At 66.5% G+C, this 13,880-nt stretch carries 15 protein-coding genes; 11 read left to right on the forward strand and 4 right to left on the reverse strand.

The window, feature by feature from the left end; genetic code table 11:
* The first annotated feature begins 2 nt into the window (after window positions 1-2).
* The 5 genes from ACTJJM_RS14210 to ACTJJM_RS14230 all read left to right on the forward strand — a co-directional run bounded on the left by ACTJJM_RS14210 (window position 3) and on the right by ACTJJM_RS14230 (window position 3,585).
* The gene (locus ACTJJM_RS14210) at window positions 3-845 is read left to right on the forward strand and encodes a response regulator (protein ID WP_019338974.1); all 843 of its coding nucleotides are present in this window, start codon (window positions 3-5) and stop codon (window positions 843-845) included.
* Window positions 842-1,555, forward strand: coding sequence for a uracil-DNA glycosylase (gene ung, locus ACTJJM_RS14215; RefSeq protein ID WP_313311513.1), 714 nt, complete (start codon window positions 842-844; stop codon window positions 1,553-1,555). Before ACTJJM_RS14210 ends, ung begins: the two co-directional genes overlap by 4 nt.
* 279 nt (window positions 1,556-1,834) lie before the next feature.
* Window positions 1,835-2,710, forward strand: coding sequence for an RNA polymerase sigma factor RpoH (gene rpoH / locus ACTJJM_RS14220; RefSeq protein ID WP_006473441.1), 876 nt, complete (start codon window positions 1,835-1,837; stop codon window positions 2,708-2,710).
* Between the two features lie 169 nt (window positions 2,711-2,879).
* Window positions 2,880-3,269, forward strand: a complete 390-nt coding sequence (locus tag ACTJJM_RS14225) for a type II toxin-antitoxin system RelE/ParE family toxin (RefSeq protein ID WP_100064745.1) — start codon at window positions 2,880-2,882, stop codon at window positions 3,267-3,269.
* On the forward strand, window positions 3,253-3,585 hold the full coding sequence (locus tag ACTJJM_RS14230; protein WP_019338970.1) for a helix-turn-helix domain-containing protein: 333 nt from the start codon (window positions 3,253-3,255) through the stop codon (window positions 3,583-3,585). Before ACTJJM_RS14225 ends, ACTJJM_RS14230 begins: the two co-directional genes overlap by 17 nt.
* A gap of 76 nt (window positions 3,586-3,661) precedes the next feature.
* On the opposite strand, the gene purD is transcribed toward ACTJJM_RS14230, so the two are convergent.
* The 3 genes from purD to purH are packed head-to-tail and all read right to left on the reverse strand — an operon-like array spanning window position 3,662 to window position 7,482.
* Window positions 3,662-4,945 carry a phosphoribosylamine--glycine ligase gene (gene purD, locus ACTJJM_RS14235; protein WP_010481051.1) on the reverse strand — a complete coding sequence of 428 codons (1,284 nt, stop codon included), beginning with the start codon at window positions 4,943-4,945 and terminating at the stop codon, window positions 3,662-3,664.
* A gap of 58 nt (window positions 4,946-5,003) precedes the next feature.
* Window positions 5,004-5,882 (reverse strand): hypothetical protein, encoded by an 879-nt coding sequence (locus ACTJJM_RS14240; RefSeq protein ID WP_197598071.1) that lies wholly within the window; start codon window positions 5,880-5,882, stop codon window positions 5,004-5,006.
* A gap of 16 nt (window positions 5,883-5,898) precedes the next feature.
* A complete protein-coding gene (gene purH / locus ACTJJM_RS14245; protein ID WP_049452987.1) occupies window positions 5,899-7,482 on the reverse strand; it encodes a bifunctional phosphoribosylaminoimidazolecarboxamide formyltransferase/IMP cyclohydrolase in 1,584 nt (527 codons plus the stop codon).
* 223 nt (window positions 7,483-7,705) lie between these two features.
* Here purH and ACTJJM_RS14250 point away from each other — a divergent pair, with 223 nt between their 5' ends.
* From ACTJJM_RS14250 to ACTJJM_RS14275, 6 genes are read left to right on the forward strand one after another with little or no spacing between them, the layout of a single operon-like run.
* Window positions 7,706-8,323: a CDP-alcohol phosphatidyltransferase family protein gene (locus tag ACTJJM_RS14250; protein WP_010481057.1), complete on the forward strand. Its 618-nt coding sequence runs from the start codon at window positions 7,706-7,708 to the stop codon at window positions 8,321-8,323.
* Between the two features lie 34 nt (window positions 8,324-8,357).
* Window positions 8,358-10,109, forward strand: a complete 1,752-nt coding sequence (locus ACTJJM_RS14255) for a class I SAM-dependent methyltransferase family protein (protein ID WP_262102371.1) — start codon at window positions 8,358-8,360, stop codon at window positions 10,107-10,109.
* Between the two features lie 23 nt (window positions 10,110-10,132).
* Complete coding sequence (locus ACTJJM_RS14260; RefSeq protein WP_440865777.1) at window positions 10,133-11,437, forward strand: phosphatase PAP2/dual specificity phosphatase family protein; 1,305 nt, start codon at window positions 10,133-10,135, stop codon at window positions 11,435-11,437.
* Window positions 11,434-11,871, forward strand: coding sequence for a hypothetical protein (locus tag ACTJJM_RS14265; protein WP_043397407.1), 438 nt, complete (start codon window positions 11,434-11,436; stop codon window positions 11,869-11,871). The genes ACTJJM_RS14260 and ACTJJM_RS14265 overlap by 4 nt, the downstream gene beginning before the upstream one ends.
* A 13-nt stretch (window positions 11,872-11,884) precedes the next feature.
* Window positions 11,885-12,514, forward strand: a complete 630-nt coding sequence (locus ACTJJM_RS14270) for a lysophospholipid acyltransferase family protein (RefSeq protein ID WP_005411260.1) — start codon at window positions 11,885-11,887, stop codon at window positions 12,512-12,514.
* On the forward strand, window positions 12,511-13,506 hold the full coding sequence (locus tag ACTJJM_RS14275; protein WP_010481069.1) for a phosphatidate cytidylyltransferase: 996 nt from the start codon (window positions 12,511-12,513) through the stop codon (window positions 13,504-13,506). Before ACTJJM_RS14270 ends, ACTJJM_RS14275 begins: the two co-directional genes overlap by 4 nt.
* Window positions 13,507-13,599: 93 nt before the next feature.
* Here ACTJJM_RS14275 and fis read toward each other — a convergent pair whose 3' ends face one another.
* Window positions 13,600-13,875 carry a DNA-binding transcriptional regulator Fis gene (fis, locus tag ACTJJM_RS14280; protein WP_005419706.1) on the reverse strand — a complete coding sequence of 92 codons (276 nt, stop codon included), beginning with the start codon at window positions 13,873-13,875 and terminating at the stop codon, window positions 13,600-13,602.
* Window positions 13,876-13,880 lie beyond the last annotated feature (5 nt).

Raw genomic sequence — 13,880 nt, forward strand, 5'->3', positions numbered from 1 at the left:
GCATGCAACCGCAAGCGCTGAAGCACCTTGAAGGGCCCGCGACGCGGGTGATGGTGGTCGACGGGTCGAAGCTGGTCCGCAAGCTGATCGCCGACGTCCTGCAGCGTGACCTGCCTGGCGTGGAGGTGATCGGCTGCGACAGCATCGAAGACGCGCAGCAGGCGCTGGCGCAGGGCCCGGTCGACCTGGTGACGACCTCGCTGACCCTGCGCGATGGCGACGGCCTGGCGCTGGCGCGGATGGTGCGCGAAGCGGCGGGCCAGGCCTATGTGCCGGTGATCGTGGTCTCCGGCGATGCCCAGCAGCACCTGGAGCAGCGCCGCTTCACCGAGTACGTCACCGACTATTTCGACAAGGCGCTGGGCCACGAGGCACTGGCGACCTTCGTCCGTGGCTATGTGCAGCCGCAGACCATTCCCGGCGCCACCATCCTCTATATCGAGGACAGCCGCGTGGTCGCCGAGGCCACCAAGCGCATGCTTGAGCGACAGCAGTTGAACGTGCTGCACGTGGTCAGCGCCGAAGAGGCGTTCACCCTGCTCACCGCCGAGTCGCTGGGCCGCAGCCGCCATCGCATCGACCTGGTGCTGACCGACGTCACCCTGAAGGGCGAGCTGAGCGGCCGCGACGTGGTGCAGCGCGTGCGCGTGGACTTCGGCTACGGCAAGCGCCGCCTGCCGGTGCTGGTGATGACCGGCGATGGCAACCCGCACAACCAGACCGGGCTGCTGCAGTCCGGCGCCAACGACCTGGTGCTCAAGCCGATTGAAGAACGGCTGCTGGTCACCAAGGTGCTGTTCCAGCTGCGCCTGGCCCGATTGAACGATGGACCCCTGATTCGATGATGGATGAAGTAGCCGGCGCCCCGACGATCCAGCTGGAACCGAGCTGGAAACAGCATGTCGGCGATTACCTGATGCAGCCGCAGATGCGTGAGCTGTCCAGCTTCCTGCGCCAGCGCAAGGCCAGTGGTGCGGCGGTGTTCCCGCCCGGTCCGCAGATCTTCGCCGCGTTCGATGCCACGCCATTCGAGCAGGTGAAGGTGGTGATCCTCGGCCAGGACCCGTACCACGGCCGTGGCCAGGCGCATGGCCTGAGTTTCTCGGTGCCGCCGGGCGTAACGGTGCCGCCGTCGCTGCTGAACATCTACAAGGAGATCGAGAGCGATCTGGGTATCCCGCGTCCGGACCACGGCTGCCTGATTCCGTGGGCGCAGCGCGGCGTGCTGTTGCTCAACGCCGTGTTGACGGTGGAAGAGGGCCAGGCCGGTGCCCACCAGGGGCGAGGCTGGGAAGGCTTCACCGACCACGTGGTGGATGTGCTCAACCGCGAACGCGACGGTCTGGTGTTCATGCTCTGGGGCGCGTACGCGCAGAAGAAGGGCAAGGTCATCGATACCCGTCGCCATCGCGTGCTGAAGTCGCCGCACCCGTCGCCGTTATCGGCCCACCGTGGATTCCTGGGGTGCCGCCATTTCTCGATGGCCAACGAGTACCTGCAGCGCCGCGGCCAGGCTCCGATCGACTGGTCGCTGCCGCCCCGTTCGGCGCTCTGAGCGGCGGTGCCGGTCCGGGGCTGAACGCCGGGCAACGTTTCCGGCCCTGAATGGGCGTCCGGGGACGGCCTGTTCAGCTAACCTTGACCGGAATCGGCCGGTTTCCGGCAGGTAATTGCTTGAATTCCAAGGGATTGTGAATCCCGAAAAGCGCGCTCGCCACTGTCATCAAATCGCGCTACGGTAGGGCTCTGTTTGGGACCAGTGTTGCATCAATAGGATGCTGGAACTTTTTCCTCCTTTAGCAGTCCAAATCCCGGACTGCTAAGATGGGTGCCTATGAGCCAGAACACCTCTACTGCCCTTGTGGCAAACAATCTCCCGATTCCCAGTGCGCTCGGTTCGCTGGACGCCTACATCGGTGCCGTGCACCAGATCCCGGTGCTGTCGGTCGATGACGAACAGGACCTGGCCCGTCGCTTCCGCGACGGCAACGATCTGGACGCCGCCCGCGAGCTGGTGCATTCGCACCTGCGCTTCGTGGTGCACGTAGCCCGCGGCTACAACGGCTACGGCCTTGCACTGGGCGACCTGATCCAGGAAGGCAACATCGGCCTGATGAAGGCGGTCAAGCGCTTCGACCCGGATATGGGCGTGCGCCTGGTCTCCTTCGCCGTGCACTGGATCCGTGCCGAGATGCACGAGTTCATCCTGAAGAACTGGCGCATCGTGAAGGTCGCCACCACCAAGGCGCAGCGCAAGCTGTTCTTCAACCTGCGCAAGTCGAAGACGCGCCTGGGCTGGATGAACGCGGCGGAAGTCAGCGCCGTCGCCAAGGACCTGAACGTGTCCGAGCGCGAGGTCATGGAAATGGAATCGCGCCTGTCCGGTCGCGATATCGGTTTCGATGCGCCGACCGACGAAGACAACGAACACGCGCCGCCGTCGCCGGCCGCGTTCCTGGTTGCCAACGACGAAGATCCGTCGATGGCCTACGAACGTGCCGACAGCGAAGACAACCAGATGCAGCTGCTGCGCGAAGGCCTGGCCGAGCTGGATGCGCGTTCGCGCGACATCATCCGCCGCCGCTGGCTGGATGCCGACAGCAAGGTGACGCTGCAGGAACTGGCCGACGAGTACGGCGTGTCGGCTGAGCGCATCCGCCAGGTCGAGGCGAACGCGCTGAAGAAGATGAAGGCGCTGTTCACCGCGTAAGGCGGGATGGCGTTGAAGCAATGAAAAGGCCCGGCACTGCCGGGCCTTTTTCGTTTGTGGGGCTTAGCCACGCATGGCGTGGCTCTACTCTGACGCCAGAGCGGTGATTGTGCCGACCGGGTCATGTGCTGGATGCTGATGTTCACGCCGTACCACGCAGTGGCACGGTATGATCATGCCACGCGTCTTCCGCACACGAAGTTTCAATCGCAGTATGCGTAGGACCACCCTGTCCGACGCTGCGCTGTACCGGTCGGTACGTGAAATGGAAGCGGGTCTGGTGGATGCTGATCTTGGCGGCGGAATCTTCAAGAAGCGCGTTCCGTTGCCGGGGCGAGGAAAGCGTGGGAGCGTTCGAATCATCGTCGCCACACAGCGAGGCGGGCATTGGTTCTTCCTTTTCGGCTACGAGAAGAATGAACGTGCTGCGATCACGAATGCGGAACGGGATGCGCTGCAGTTGTACGCATCGGAGTTCCTGAGAATGAGTACGGCGCAGCTGAATCGCGCCGTGGAGTACGGGGATCTACAGGAGATCGGCCATGACGAAGACCCCTGAGCGACGGCGCGCGAAAAGTGCGCTTCTTGAAGCGGTGCATGATGCTGCTGTGAGTCTGCACGCGCATGGCTTCATCGATAAACGTCGGTTGAGCAGCTACGAAGCACTTTGCCTTGAGCCGGTCCCTGAGTACAGCAGTGCCCAGATCCGTGCCCTGCGTACGTCACTGCAGCTCAGTCAGCCGGTCTTTGCGGGGGTTCTCAATACCAGCGTTTCCACCGTACGCAGCTGGGAGCAGGGCGAAAAGAAACCCAGCGGACCGTCACTGAAGTTGCTTAACCTGATTGATCGGAAGGGTCTCGAAGCAGTCCTGTAAAGCAAAGGCCCGGCAATGCCGGGCCTTTGCTTTACCGTGGTATTCAATCCGCGCCATGCATGGGAGCGGGGGAGCCTCACCCCTCGCGTGCGATCGCGCGCCAACCAATGTCGTTGCGGTGGAATTCGTTGGCCCAGGTCACCTTGGCCACGCCGGCATAGGCATTGGCCTGCGCGTCGCGCACGCTGTCACCCAGCGCCGCCACGCACAGCACGCGGCCGCCGGCGCTGACCACCTGGCCCTGCGCGTCCAATGCAGTCCCCGCATGGAACACCTTGGCACTGGCCGGCACGTCGTCCAGGCCGGAAATCACGTCACCGGTGATCGGCGCTTCCGGGTAGGGCTTCGCGGCCAGCACCACGCCCAGCGACGGGCGTGCGTCCCACTGCGCCTGCACCTGGTCCAGGCGGCCATCGATGGCGGCTTCCACCAGTTCGACCAGATCCGACTGCAGGCGCAACATCACCGGCTGGGTTTCCGGGTCGCCGAAGCGCACGTTGAATTCGATCACCTTCGGCGCGCCGCTGGCGTCGATCATCAGGCCCGCGTAGAGGAAACCGGTGAACGGGATACCGTCGGCGATCATGCCCTGCACGGTCGGGTTCACCACCTCGCGCATCACGCGTGCATGCACCTCCGGCGTCACTACCGGCGCGGGCGAGTAGGCGCCCATGCCACCGGTGTTCGGGCCGGTGTCGCCGTCGCCGACGCGCTTGTGGTCCTGCGAGGTGGCCATCGGCAGCGCATGCACGCCGTCCACCATCGAAATGAAGCTGGCTTCCTCACCATCGAGGAACTCTTCGATCACCACGCGCGCACCGGCATCGCCGAACGCGTTGCCCGACAGCATGTCACGCACGGCATCTTCGGCTTCGGCCAGGGTCATCGCCACGATCACGCCCTTGCCGGCAGCCAGACCATCGGCCTTGACCACGATCGGCGCGCCCTTCTCGCGGATGTAGGCCAGGGCGGCATCCACCTCGGTGTGCACGGCATAGAACGCGGTGGGGATGTTGTGGCGGGCCAGGAAGTCCTTGGCGTAGGCCTTGCTGCCTTCCAGCTGCGCGGCGGCGGCAGTCGGCCCGAAGATGCGCAGGCCGGCGGCGCGGAAGCGGTCGACCACGCCGGCCACCAGCGGTACTTCCGGGCCGACCACGGTCAGCGCCACGCCTTCGGCCTGGGCCAGCGCCAGCAGGCCGTCGATGTCGGTCACTTTCACCGCCACGTTGCGGCACTTGTCTTCGCTGGCGGTGCCGGCGTTGCCGGGCGCCACGATCACTTCGGTGACACGGGAGGACTGGGCCAGCTTCCATGCAAGGGCGTGTTCGCGGCCGCCAGAGCCGATGACAAGTACGTTCATCACGAGATTCCAGATTGCGTGGGAAGGGAAGATCGATATCCCCGGCGGCGCGCGTGGCTCACTCGCAGCCTTCGCGTCGCAGTGATTCGGGGAAGGAATAGGCCCAGGTCTTCGGGTCCAGGGTAAAGCGGTTTTCCTGCCGGACCTGCTTGCCACCACAGGTGGTTCCGGTTTCCTCGATCAGCAGCGGCCAGATGCGCGCGCTGCGATCGCTGTCGTCGAAACGCAGGGCGAAATCGATGCTGAAGCGACGGGTACGGCAGTCCTCGACAGTCTCCGGGTCGCTGCTGGCCCCCATGTTGTCGCACTCGTACTGGGCGTCATTGTCGATATGGCTGCGCACGCTGCCACTGGACACCAGGCCGTTCGGGCCTGGCAGGATCAGCGACTGCGAGAGCAGCGAGAAGCCCTGCCCGAACCAGCCGTCCTCGACGCGGAAACCATAGAAGTCGCTGCCCGCGCGGATGATGCTGGCGGTGCCGGGTTGGCCGCCGCTGCCAAAGCGTTCGCCAGTCAGTTCACTGGTCACGTCGAAGCCCTCGCCCTTCGGACGCAGCACGAAGAAGTCGATCATGCCTGCGTCGATGTGCGCGCCTTCGGACAAAGCACCGCAGACCGCCAGCAACTGCTGCCAGCTGTCACCGTTCACCACCGGTTGCTCGGCGCAGACGTGCCAGTCCATCGGGCGGGTTTCGCCGTCGTCGTTCCAGCTGCCGTGCCATTCACCGGAGAGCCTGGCGTTCTTGCCGTAGCGCTGGACCAGGAAGGCTTGCAGTCGTGCGGTGCGGCTCACGTGCGCCGTCGGCTCGGCGGGGGCCGACGTGGCGGCCTGCGGCGACGACGCAGGCACCGGGGCGGCCGCAGGCTTGCAGCCGGCCAGCGCGGCCGCGCCTGCGAGGGCGAGCAAGGCCAGCGATTTCAGTGAGACTGCGGACATCCGTGTCGCTCCAGTATCAGTGGCGGAAGTGGCGCACGCCGGTGAACACCATGGCCAGGCCGTGTTCGTCGGCGGCGGCGATCACTTCGGCATCGCGCATCGAACCGCCCGGCTGGATGACCGCCTTGATGCCGGCGGCAGCAGCGGCATCGATGCCGTCGCGGAACGGGAAGAACGCATCGGAAGCCATCACCGAACCCTCGACCACCAGGTTTGCATCGGCGGCCTTGATGCCGGCGATGCGCGCCGAGTACACGCGGCTCATCTGGCCGGCGCCGACACCGATGGTGCGGTTGTCCTTCGCATAGACGATCGCGTTGGACTTCACGAACTTGGCCACCTTCCAGGCAAACAGCAGGTCGGTGAACTGCTTGTCGGTCGGCGCCAGCTTGCTGACCACCTTCAGCTCATCGCGGGTCATGCCGCGGTTGTCCGAGGACTGCAGCAACAGGCCCGAGCCGACGCGCTTGCTGTCGAAGTTGTTCAGGCCATCACCATGCGGGATGCGCAGCACGCGCACGTTGGCCTTCTTCTGCGCGTATTCCAGCGCGGCCGGCTCGTAATCCGGGGCGATCAGCACTTCCACGAACTGGCGGTCCAGGATGACCTTGGCGGTGGCAGCGTCCAGCGGCGTGTTGAAGGCGATGATGCCGCCGAAGGCGCTGGTCGGGTCGGTGGCGTAGGCCAGCTCGTAGGCATCGCCGTTGCCGGCACCGACGGCCACGCCGCACGGGTTGGCGTGCTTGACGATGACGCAGGCCGGCGCGTCGAACTGGCGCACGCACTCCCACGCCGCATCGGCATCGGCCAGGTTGTTGTAGCTCAGTTCCTTGCCCTGCAGCTGCTGGAACGTGGCCAGGGTGCCCGGCACCGGGTACAGGTCGCGGTAGAACGCGCCGCTCTGGTGCGGGTTCTCGCCGTAGCGCAGGTCCATCACCTTGACGAAGGTGGAGTTCATCTGCGCCGGGTACTCGGCACGGGCCGGCACGGCGGCGTCGGTGGCGGTGACCGCCGACAGGTAGTTGCTGATCGCCGCGTCGTACTGGGCGACGCGGTTGAACGCGGCCACCGAGAACGCGAAGCGGGTGGCGGCCGACAGCTGGCCGTCGTTGGCCGCCAGCGAGGCCAGCAGTTCGGCGTACTGCGACGGATCGGTGGCCACCGCCACGCGGGCGAAGTTCTTGGCCGCCGAGCGCAGCATGGCCGGGCCGCCGATGTCGATGTTCTCGACCGCGTCGGCCAGGGTGCAGTCGGCCTTGGCGGTGACCGACTCGAACGGGTACAGGTTCAGCACCAGCAGGTCGATGGCGCCGATGCCATGCTCGGCCATCACCGCATCATCCAGGCCCGAACGGCCCAGCAGGCCACCGTGCACCATCGGGTGCAGGGTCTTGACGCGGCCGTCCATCATTTCCGGGAAACCGGTGACCTCGGCCACGTCCTTCACGGCCAGGCCCGCATCGCGGATCGCCTTGGCGGTGCCGCCGGTGGACAGCAGCTCCACGCCGCGTGCCGCCAGCGCAGTGGCCAGCTCGACCAGACCGGTCTTGTCGGAAACGGAGAGGAGGGCCCGGCGGACGGGCAACAGATCAGCAGTCATGGGACAGAATCGGCAGCGGAGCGGGGTCGATATTGTAGGCGGTGGGGGCCCGTGGCGGGCGCTGGAAGGGGTAATTTGCCGTGGCAATCGGCGTAAGGCCGGGTCGGGCACACCGATCCGGCCCGATCCGGAGTCTGGGCTGCGGACCAGAGCCGGGTTGTCGGAATCTGCCGACGATGGGGTAGGCTGTGCCCGCACTGCCAAGGATCAGCGGGTACGGATCATGTCGATCTATGCATTGAAGGGACGTTTCCAGGACCTGTTGCGTCCAGCCGTACGCGGTCTGTTCCGCATGGGGATCACTGCCAATACGGTGACCGTGGCCGCTGCCGTGGTCTCGCTGCTGGTGGCCGCGGCCGTGTGGTGCTGCGCGCCTGCCCAGCCTCTGCTGTATCTGCTGCTGCCGTTGTGGATGCTGCTGCGCATGGCGCTCAACGCGGTGGACGGCATGCTGGCGCGCGAATTCGGCCAGCAATCGCGGCTGGGCGCCTATCTGAACGAATTGTGCGATGTGATCGCCGATGCGGCGCTGTACCTGAGCCTGCTCAGCGTACCCGGCGTGCGCCCGGAGGCGCTGTGGCTGCTGGCCTGGACGGCGGCGCTGAGCGAGTACGCCGGCGTGCTGGGGCTGATGGTCGGTGCCAGCCGCCGCTATGACGGCCCGATGGGCAAGAGCGACCGCGCCTTCGTGATCGGTGCGCTGGGCTTGCTGCTGGCCTTCGGCTGGGGCGGTGCACTGACGGTCAGCGGCGTGGCTGCAGCCATGGCAGTGTTGTGCGTGCTGACGATGATCAACCGCGTCCGTCGCGGACTGCGGGAAGCGGCGGTTTCGCCGAATTAATCAAGCAGATACAAAAAGACAATCAGGAGATTGCATGCGTCAGGCGCAGGAACGGGAATTCCACAGCTTCGACCAGGTACCGCTGTTCTACCGGTACTGGGCGGGCACCACCGCAACCCCGGCCACCAGGGCCATCGTGCTGCTGCACCGCGGCCACGAGCACTCCGGCCGGGTCACCCACCTGGTCGATGAGCTGGACCTGCCCGACACCGCCTTCTTCGCCTGGGATGCGCGCGGCAATGGCCGTTCGCCGGGCGCACGTGGCGATGCACCGGGCTTCCCGGCGCTGGTGCGTGACCTGGACAGCTTCATTGCCCACATCGGCGCCGAGCACGGTATCGCGGTGGAAGACATCGTGGTGATCGCGCAGAGCGTGGGGGCGGTGGTCGCCGCGACCTGGGTGCACGATTACGCGCCGCGCCTGCGTGCGCTGGTGATGGCTTCGCCCGCCTTCAAGGTGAAGCTGTACGTGCCGTTCGCACGCGCTGGGTTGGCGCTGATGCAGAAGCTGCGCGGCAATTTCTTCGTCAACAGCTACGTCAAGCCGCAGTGGCTGACCCACGACCCGGCACGGGTGGAAAGCTATCGTACCGATCCGCTGATCACCCGCCCGATCTCGGTGCGCGTGCTGCTGGGCCTGTACGAAGCGGCCGACCGCATCGTCGCCGATGCGCAGGCGATCAGCGTGCCGGTGCAGCTGTTGGTGTCCGGCTCGGACTTCGTCGTGCATCGTGGCCCGCAGGACCGCTTCTACGAGCGCCTGTCCAGCCCGATCAAGGAGCGCGTGCACCTGCCGGGCTTCTTCCACGACACGCTGGGCGAACGTGATCGCGCGCCGGCACTGGCGCGCATCCGCAGTTTCATCCAGACGCGCTTCGCCGAACCCCTGCGCGAGTTGTCGCGTCGTGACGCACACCGGCATGGTCCGACCTTCGAGGAATCGGAGATCCTGGCCTGGCCACTGGAACGCAACAGCCTGGCCGACCTGCGCTGGCGCGTGGTGCGTGGCGGCCTGCGTTTCGGTGGCACGTTGTCCGAAGGCATCGCGCTGGGCCTGCAGACCGGTTTCGATTCCGGCAGCACGCTGGACTACATCTATCGCGACCAAGCGCGTGGCAAGGGCCCGCTGGGCCGCATGGTCGACCGCAACTATCTGGATGCAATCGGCTGGCGCGGCATCCGTGTGCGCGGCCAGCACCTGCAGGAACTGCTGCGCGATGCTGCGCAGCGACTGCGCGGGCAGGGCACGCCGGTGCGCGTGCTGGACGTGGCCGCCGGCCATGGCCGCTATGTGCTGGAAGCGCTGGGCCAGGGCGAACAGCGCGCCGACCGCATCGTGCTGCGTGATTTCAGCGATCTGAACGTGACCCAGGGCCAGGCCTTGATCGAGCGCCTCGGTGCAGCCGACATCGCCCACTTCGAGCAGGGCGATGCGTTCGATCCGGCACAGCTGGCCAAGGTCGATCCAGCGCCGACGCTGGCGGTGGTATCGGGCCTGTACGAACTGTTCCCCGACAACGATGCGGTGCTGCGCTCGCTGCAGGGCATTGCCGCAACCGTGCCGGTGGGCGGTTACCTGGCCTACACCGGCCAACCCTGGCACCCGCAGCTGGAGTTCATCGCGCGCGCACTGACCAGCCATCGTGGTGGCGCCGCGTGGGTGATGCGCCGCCGTACCCAGCAGGAGATGGATGAGCTGGTGCGCCTGGCCGGGTTCGAGAAGGTGGCGCAGCGCATCGATGACTTCGGCATCTTCACCGTGTCGCTGGCGCGCCGGACCGCGTGATGGCGACGCTGGCCGCAACCCCACTGGCCGCGGAAGGGCGCCCCTGGCGGCGCGCCCTGCTGTGGCTGGCTCTGCTGGGTCCGTTCTTCTTCGCCAGCTACGGCTTCGCCAACTGGATGGCTGGTCGCCATCCCGAACTGCCGGTGATGGCGTTCGCCTGGGAGACGCGCATTCCCTTCGTGCCGTGGACGATCGTGCCGTACTGGTCGATCGACCTGTTCTACGCGGTCTCCTTCTTCCTGTGCCGGCAACGTCTGGAACTGGACCGGCATGCGCTGCGGCTGTTCAGTGCACAGCTGATCGCGGTCACTTGCTTCCTGCTGTGGCCGCTGCGCTTCAGTTTCGAGCGGCCGGAGATCGGCGGCGTGTTCGGTTGGCTGTTCGATGTGCTGCTGGGCTTCGACAAGCCGTTCAACCAGGCGCCATCGCTGCACATCGTGCTGCTGATCGTGCTGTGGGTGAAGTTCGCGCAGTACCTGCACGGCGTGTGGCGTTGGGTGCTGCATGTGTGGGCACTGCTGATCGGTGTCTCGGTGCTGACCACGTTCCAGCACCATTTCATCGACATCCCGACCGGGCTGCTGGCCGGCTGGCTGTGCGTATGGCTGTGGCCGGAGCAGGGCACGCCGCCGCTGCGCGCCTGGCGTACTGCGGGTGATGCCAAACGTTGGCGATTGGCAGTGCTGTACCTGCTGGGGGCGATGCTGCTGCTGGCGCCGGCGGTGATGCTGCGCGGCGTGGCGTTGTGGCTGCTGTGGCCGGTGGTGTCGTTGCTGCTGGTGGCGCTGGCGTATGCCGGGTTGGGTACGGCGGTGTTCCAGAAGCGCGCTGATGGTCGCCTGACCATGGCGGCGCGCTGGCTGCTGGCGCCGTACGTGGGCGCCGCCTGGATCAACTCGCGGCTGTGGACGCGGCGTGCGCCGCAGCCGGTGCCGGTGCTGGACGGCGTGTGGTTGGGGCGGATTCCCTGCGCGGCGTTGCCGGCACCCTTGGTGGGCGTGGTCGATGCCTGTGCCGAGCTGTCCTGCCGCGCGCCGGGCGCCGGGTATGCCAGCGTGCCGATGCTGGACCTGGTGGTGCCAGAACCGGAGCAGCTGCGCGAGGCAGCCGAGGCCATCGAGCGCCTGCGTGCGCAGGGACCGTTGCTGGTGTGCTGTGCACTGGGCTATTCGCGCAGTGCCGCCAGCGTGGCGACCTGGCTGCTGCGCAGTGGTCGCGCGGCTGATGCCGATGCGGCGGTAGCGATCGTGCGTTCTGCGCGTCCTGGCATCGTGCTGGGTACGGCCCATCTGCTTGCCATCACCAACGCGGCAGGAACGCACACATGAGTACGGTTCCCGATCTGGCGACCATGCAGCTGCTGTTGCGGCAGGGGCGTTGGCCGGCAGGCCTGTCGCTGGGGCTGCTGCTGGTGGCATTGCTGCTGCTCGGCACCGAGCCGGGCCTGGCGATGATCGCTGCAGGGTTGCTGCTGGCCAGCATGTTTGCGGGGGTGGCTCAGACGTACCACGCGTGGCGGGTGGCGCTGGACGCCAGCCTGCTGCAGCTGCTGCGCGATGAGGGCCTGGACGGCGATGCCGCCGCGCGCCGCACCGATCAGGTGCTGCAGGACAGCGGCCTGCGCCGCGCGTCGCCCGATGCGCCCCTGCGCGGCTGGGACGCGCGCTGGGCCGGCATGCGCCGCCTGCTGTTGCGCCAGTACCTGCTGACCGCGGTGCAGTTCGCACTGCTGGTGCTGGCCGTGTTGTGGCCGCAGACGTGAACGGGAGGGACCAATGTTCGCCGAACTGATTGCCCGCGCCTGCAGTGGTGCGATCCATGTGGTGACTGGCGCCCGCGCGCTGTGGATCGGTTGCGCGCCGTCCAGCGAGCGACGCGTGTATTACGGCAACCATGCCAGCCATGGTGACTTCGTGCTGATCTGGTCGTCGATGCCACCGGCATTGCGGCGGCAGGTGCGCCCGGTTGCTGCTGCCGAGTACTGGCAGCGCGATGGGCTGCGTCGCTACCTGATCGATGCGGTGTTCAACGGCGTGCTGGTCGAGCGCGAGGCCGGTCATCGCCAGCAGGATCCGCTGCAGGCCCTGCGTGACGCGGTGGACGAAGACTGCTCGCTGATCCTGTTCCCGGAAGGCACGCGCAATGTCGGCGACGAGCCGCTGCTGCCGTTCAAGAGCGGCATCTACCATCTGGCGCGGCAGCGGCCGGAACTGGAGTTCGTGCCGGTGTGGATCGACAACCTGAAGCGGGTGATGCCCAAGGGCCGCTTCCTGCCGTTGCCCTTGTTGTGCACGGCTACCTTCGGCACGCCGCTGCGACTGCAGGCTGACGAGGACAAGGCCGCCTTCCTGGCCCGCAGCCGGCAGGCGCTGCTGGACCTGGCGCCGAATGGAGGTCGTGCATGAGTTTCGTGTTGGATGTATCTGGCGATCTGGCAACGCAGAGTGTCGGCCAGCAGACCGGCCTGCTGTTTGCTGGTGTCGGCGCGGTGCTGGTGCTGGCCACGCTGGTGGCCGAGACCCTGCGCTGGCGCCAGCGCGGCCAGCCCAGTGCAGTCATCGCCAACCTGGTGTCACGCATCCGCGCCTGGTGGGTGATGGCGATCGTGGTCGGGCTGGCGCTGTTCTTCGGACGTGCCGGGGTGATCGTGCTGTTCGCGATCATCTCGCTGTTCGCGTTGCGCGAGTTCATCACCCTGGCGCCGACCCGCTCGGGCGACTACTACGCGCTGCTGGCCGCGTTCTACATCGTCCTGCCGTGGCAGTACTACCTGGTGTGGATCGACTGGTACGGCATGTACACGCTGCTGATTCCGGTCTACGCGTTCCTGTTCCTGCCGATCCTGTCGACCATCGGTGGTGATACCACGCATTACCTGGAGCGGACCGCGAAGGTCCAGTGGGGGCTGATGATCTGCGTGTTCTGCATCTCGCATGTGCCGCTGCTGCTGAACCTGCACGTGCCCGGCCATGATCCGTCGCGCAACGTGTTGCTGTTCGCCTTTCTGGTGATCGTGGTGCAGTCCTCGGACGTGCTGCAGTACATCTGGGGCAAGCTGCTGGGCAAGCACCTGATCGCGCCGAAGCTGTCGCCGTCGAAGACGGTGGAGGGCTTCGTGGGCGGCGTGCTGAGTGCCAGCGCGCTGGGTGCGGCGCTGTGGTGGATCACCCCGTTCACGCCGCTGCAGGCGTTCGGTCTGTCGCTGCTGATCAACCTGATGGGGTTCTGGGGCGGCCTGGTGATGTCGGCGATCAAGCGCGACCGCGGCATCAAGGACTGGGGCCACATGATCGAGGGCCATGGCGGCATGCTCGACCGGCTGGATTCGGTGTGCTTCGCCGCGCCGGTGTTCTTCCATGTGGTGCGGTACTACTGGAAGGCGGGCGGGGGCGGCTGATCCCGCCGGGTCTCCATCCACGCATGGCGTGGATCTACTGGAGCCGGGTGGTTCGGGCATCGGTAGCGCCGGGCCATGCCCGGCGGGCTGCGCTTACGCGCTGATGCCGTATTCCTTCAGCTTCTTGCGCAGGGTGGCACGGTGGATGCCCAGCATCGCCGCGGCGCGGCTCTGGTTGCCTTCGCAGTGGTTGAGCACTTCCACGAACAGCGGGATCTCCATCTCGCGCAGCACGATCTCGTAGACATCGTCCGCATCGCAGCCATCAAGGTCACGCAGGTAGCGGCGCACGGACTGGGCGACGTGTTCACGCAGCGGTGGCCGGGGAGCGCCACGACTGTTGTCAGGACGAGAAAGGACAGCGTTCAAGGGGG

Origin of the sequence: Stenotrophomonas sp. 22692, assembly GCF_052045015.1 — a bacterium.
Classification (GTDB): domain Bacteria; phylum Pseudomonadota; class Gammaproteobacteria; order Xanthomonadales; family Xanthomonadaceae; genus Stenotrophomonas; species Stenotrophomonas geniculata.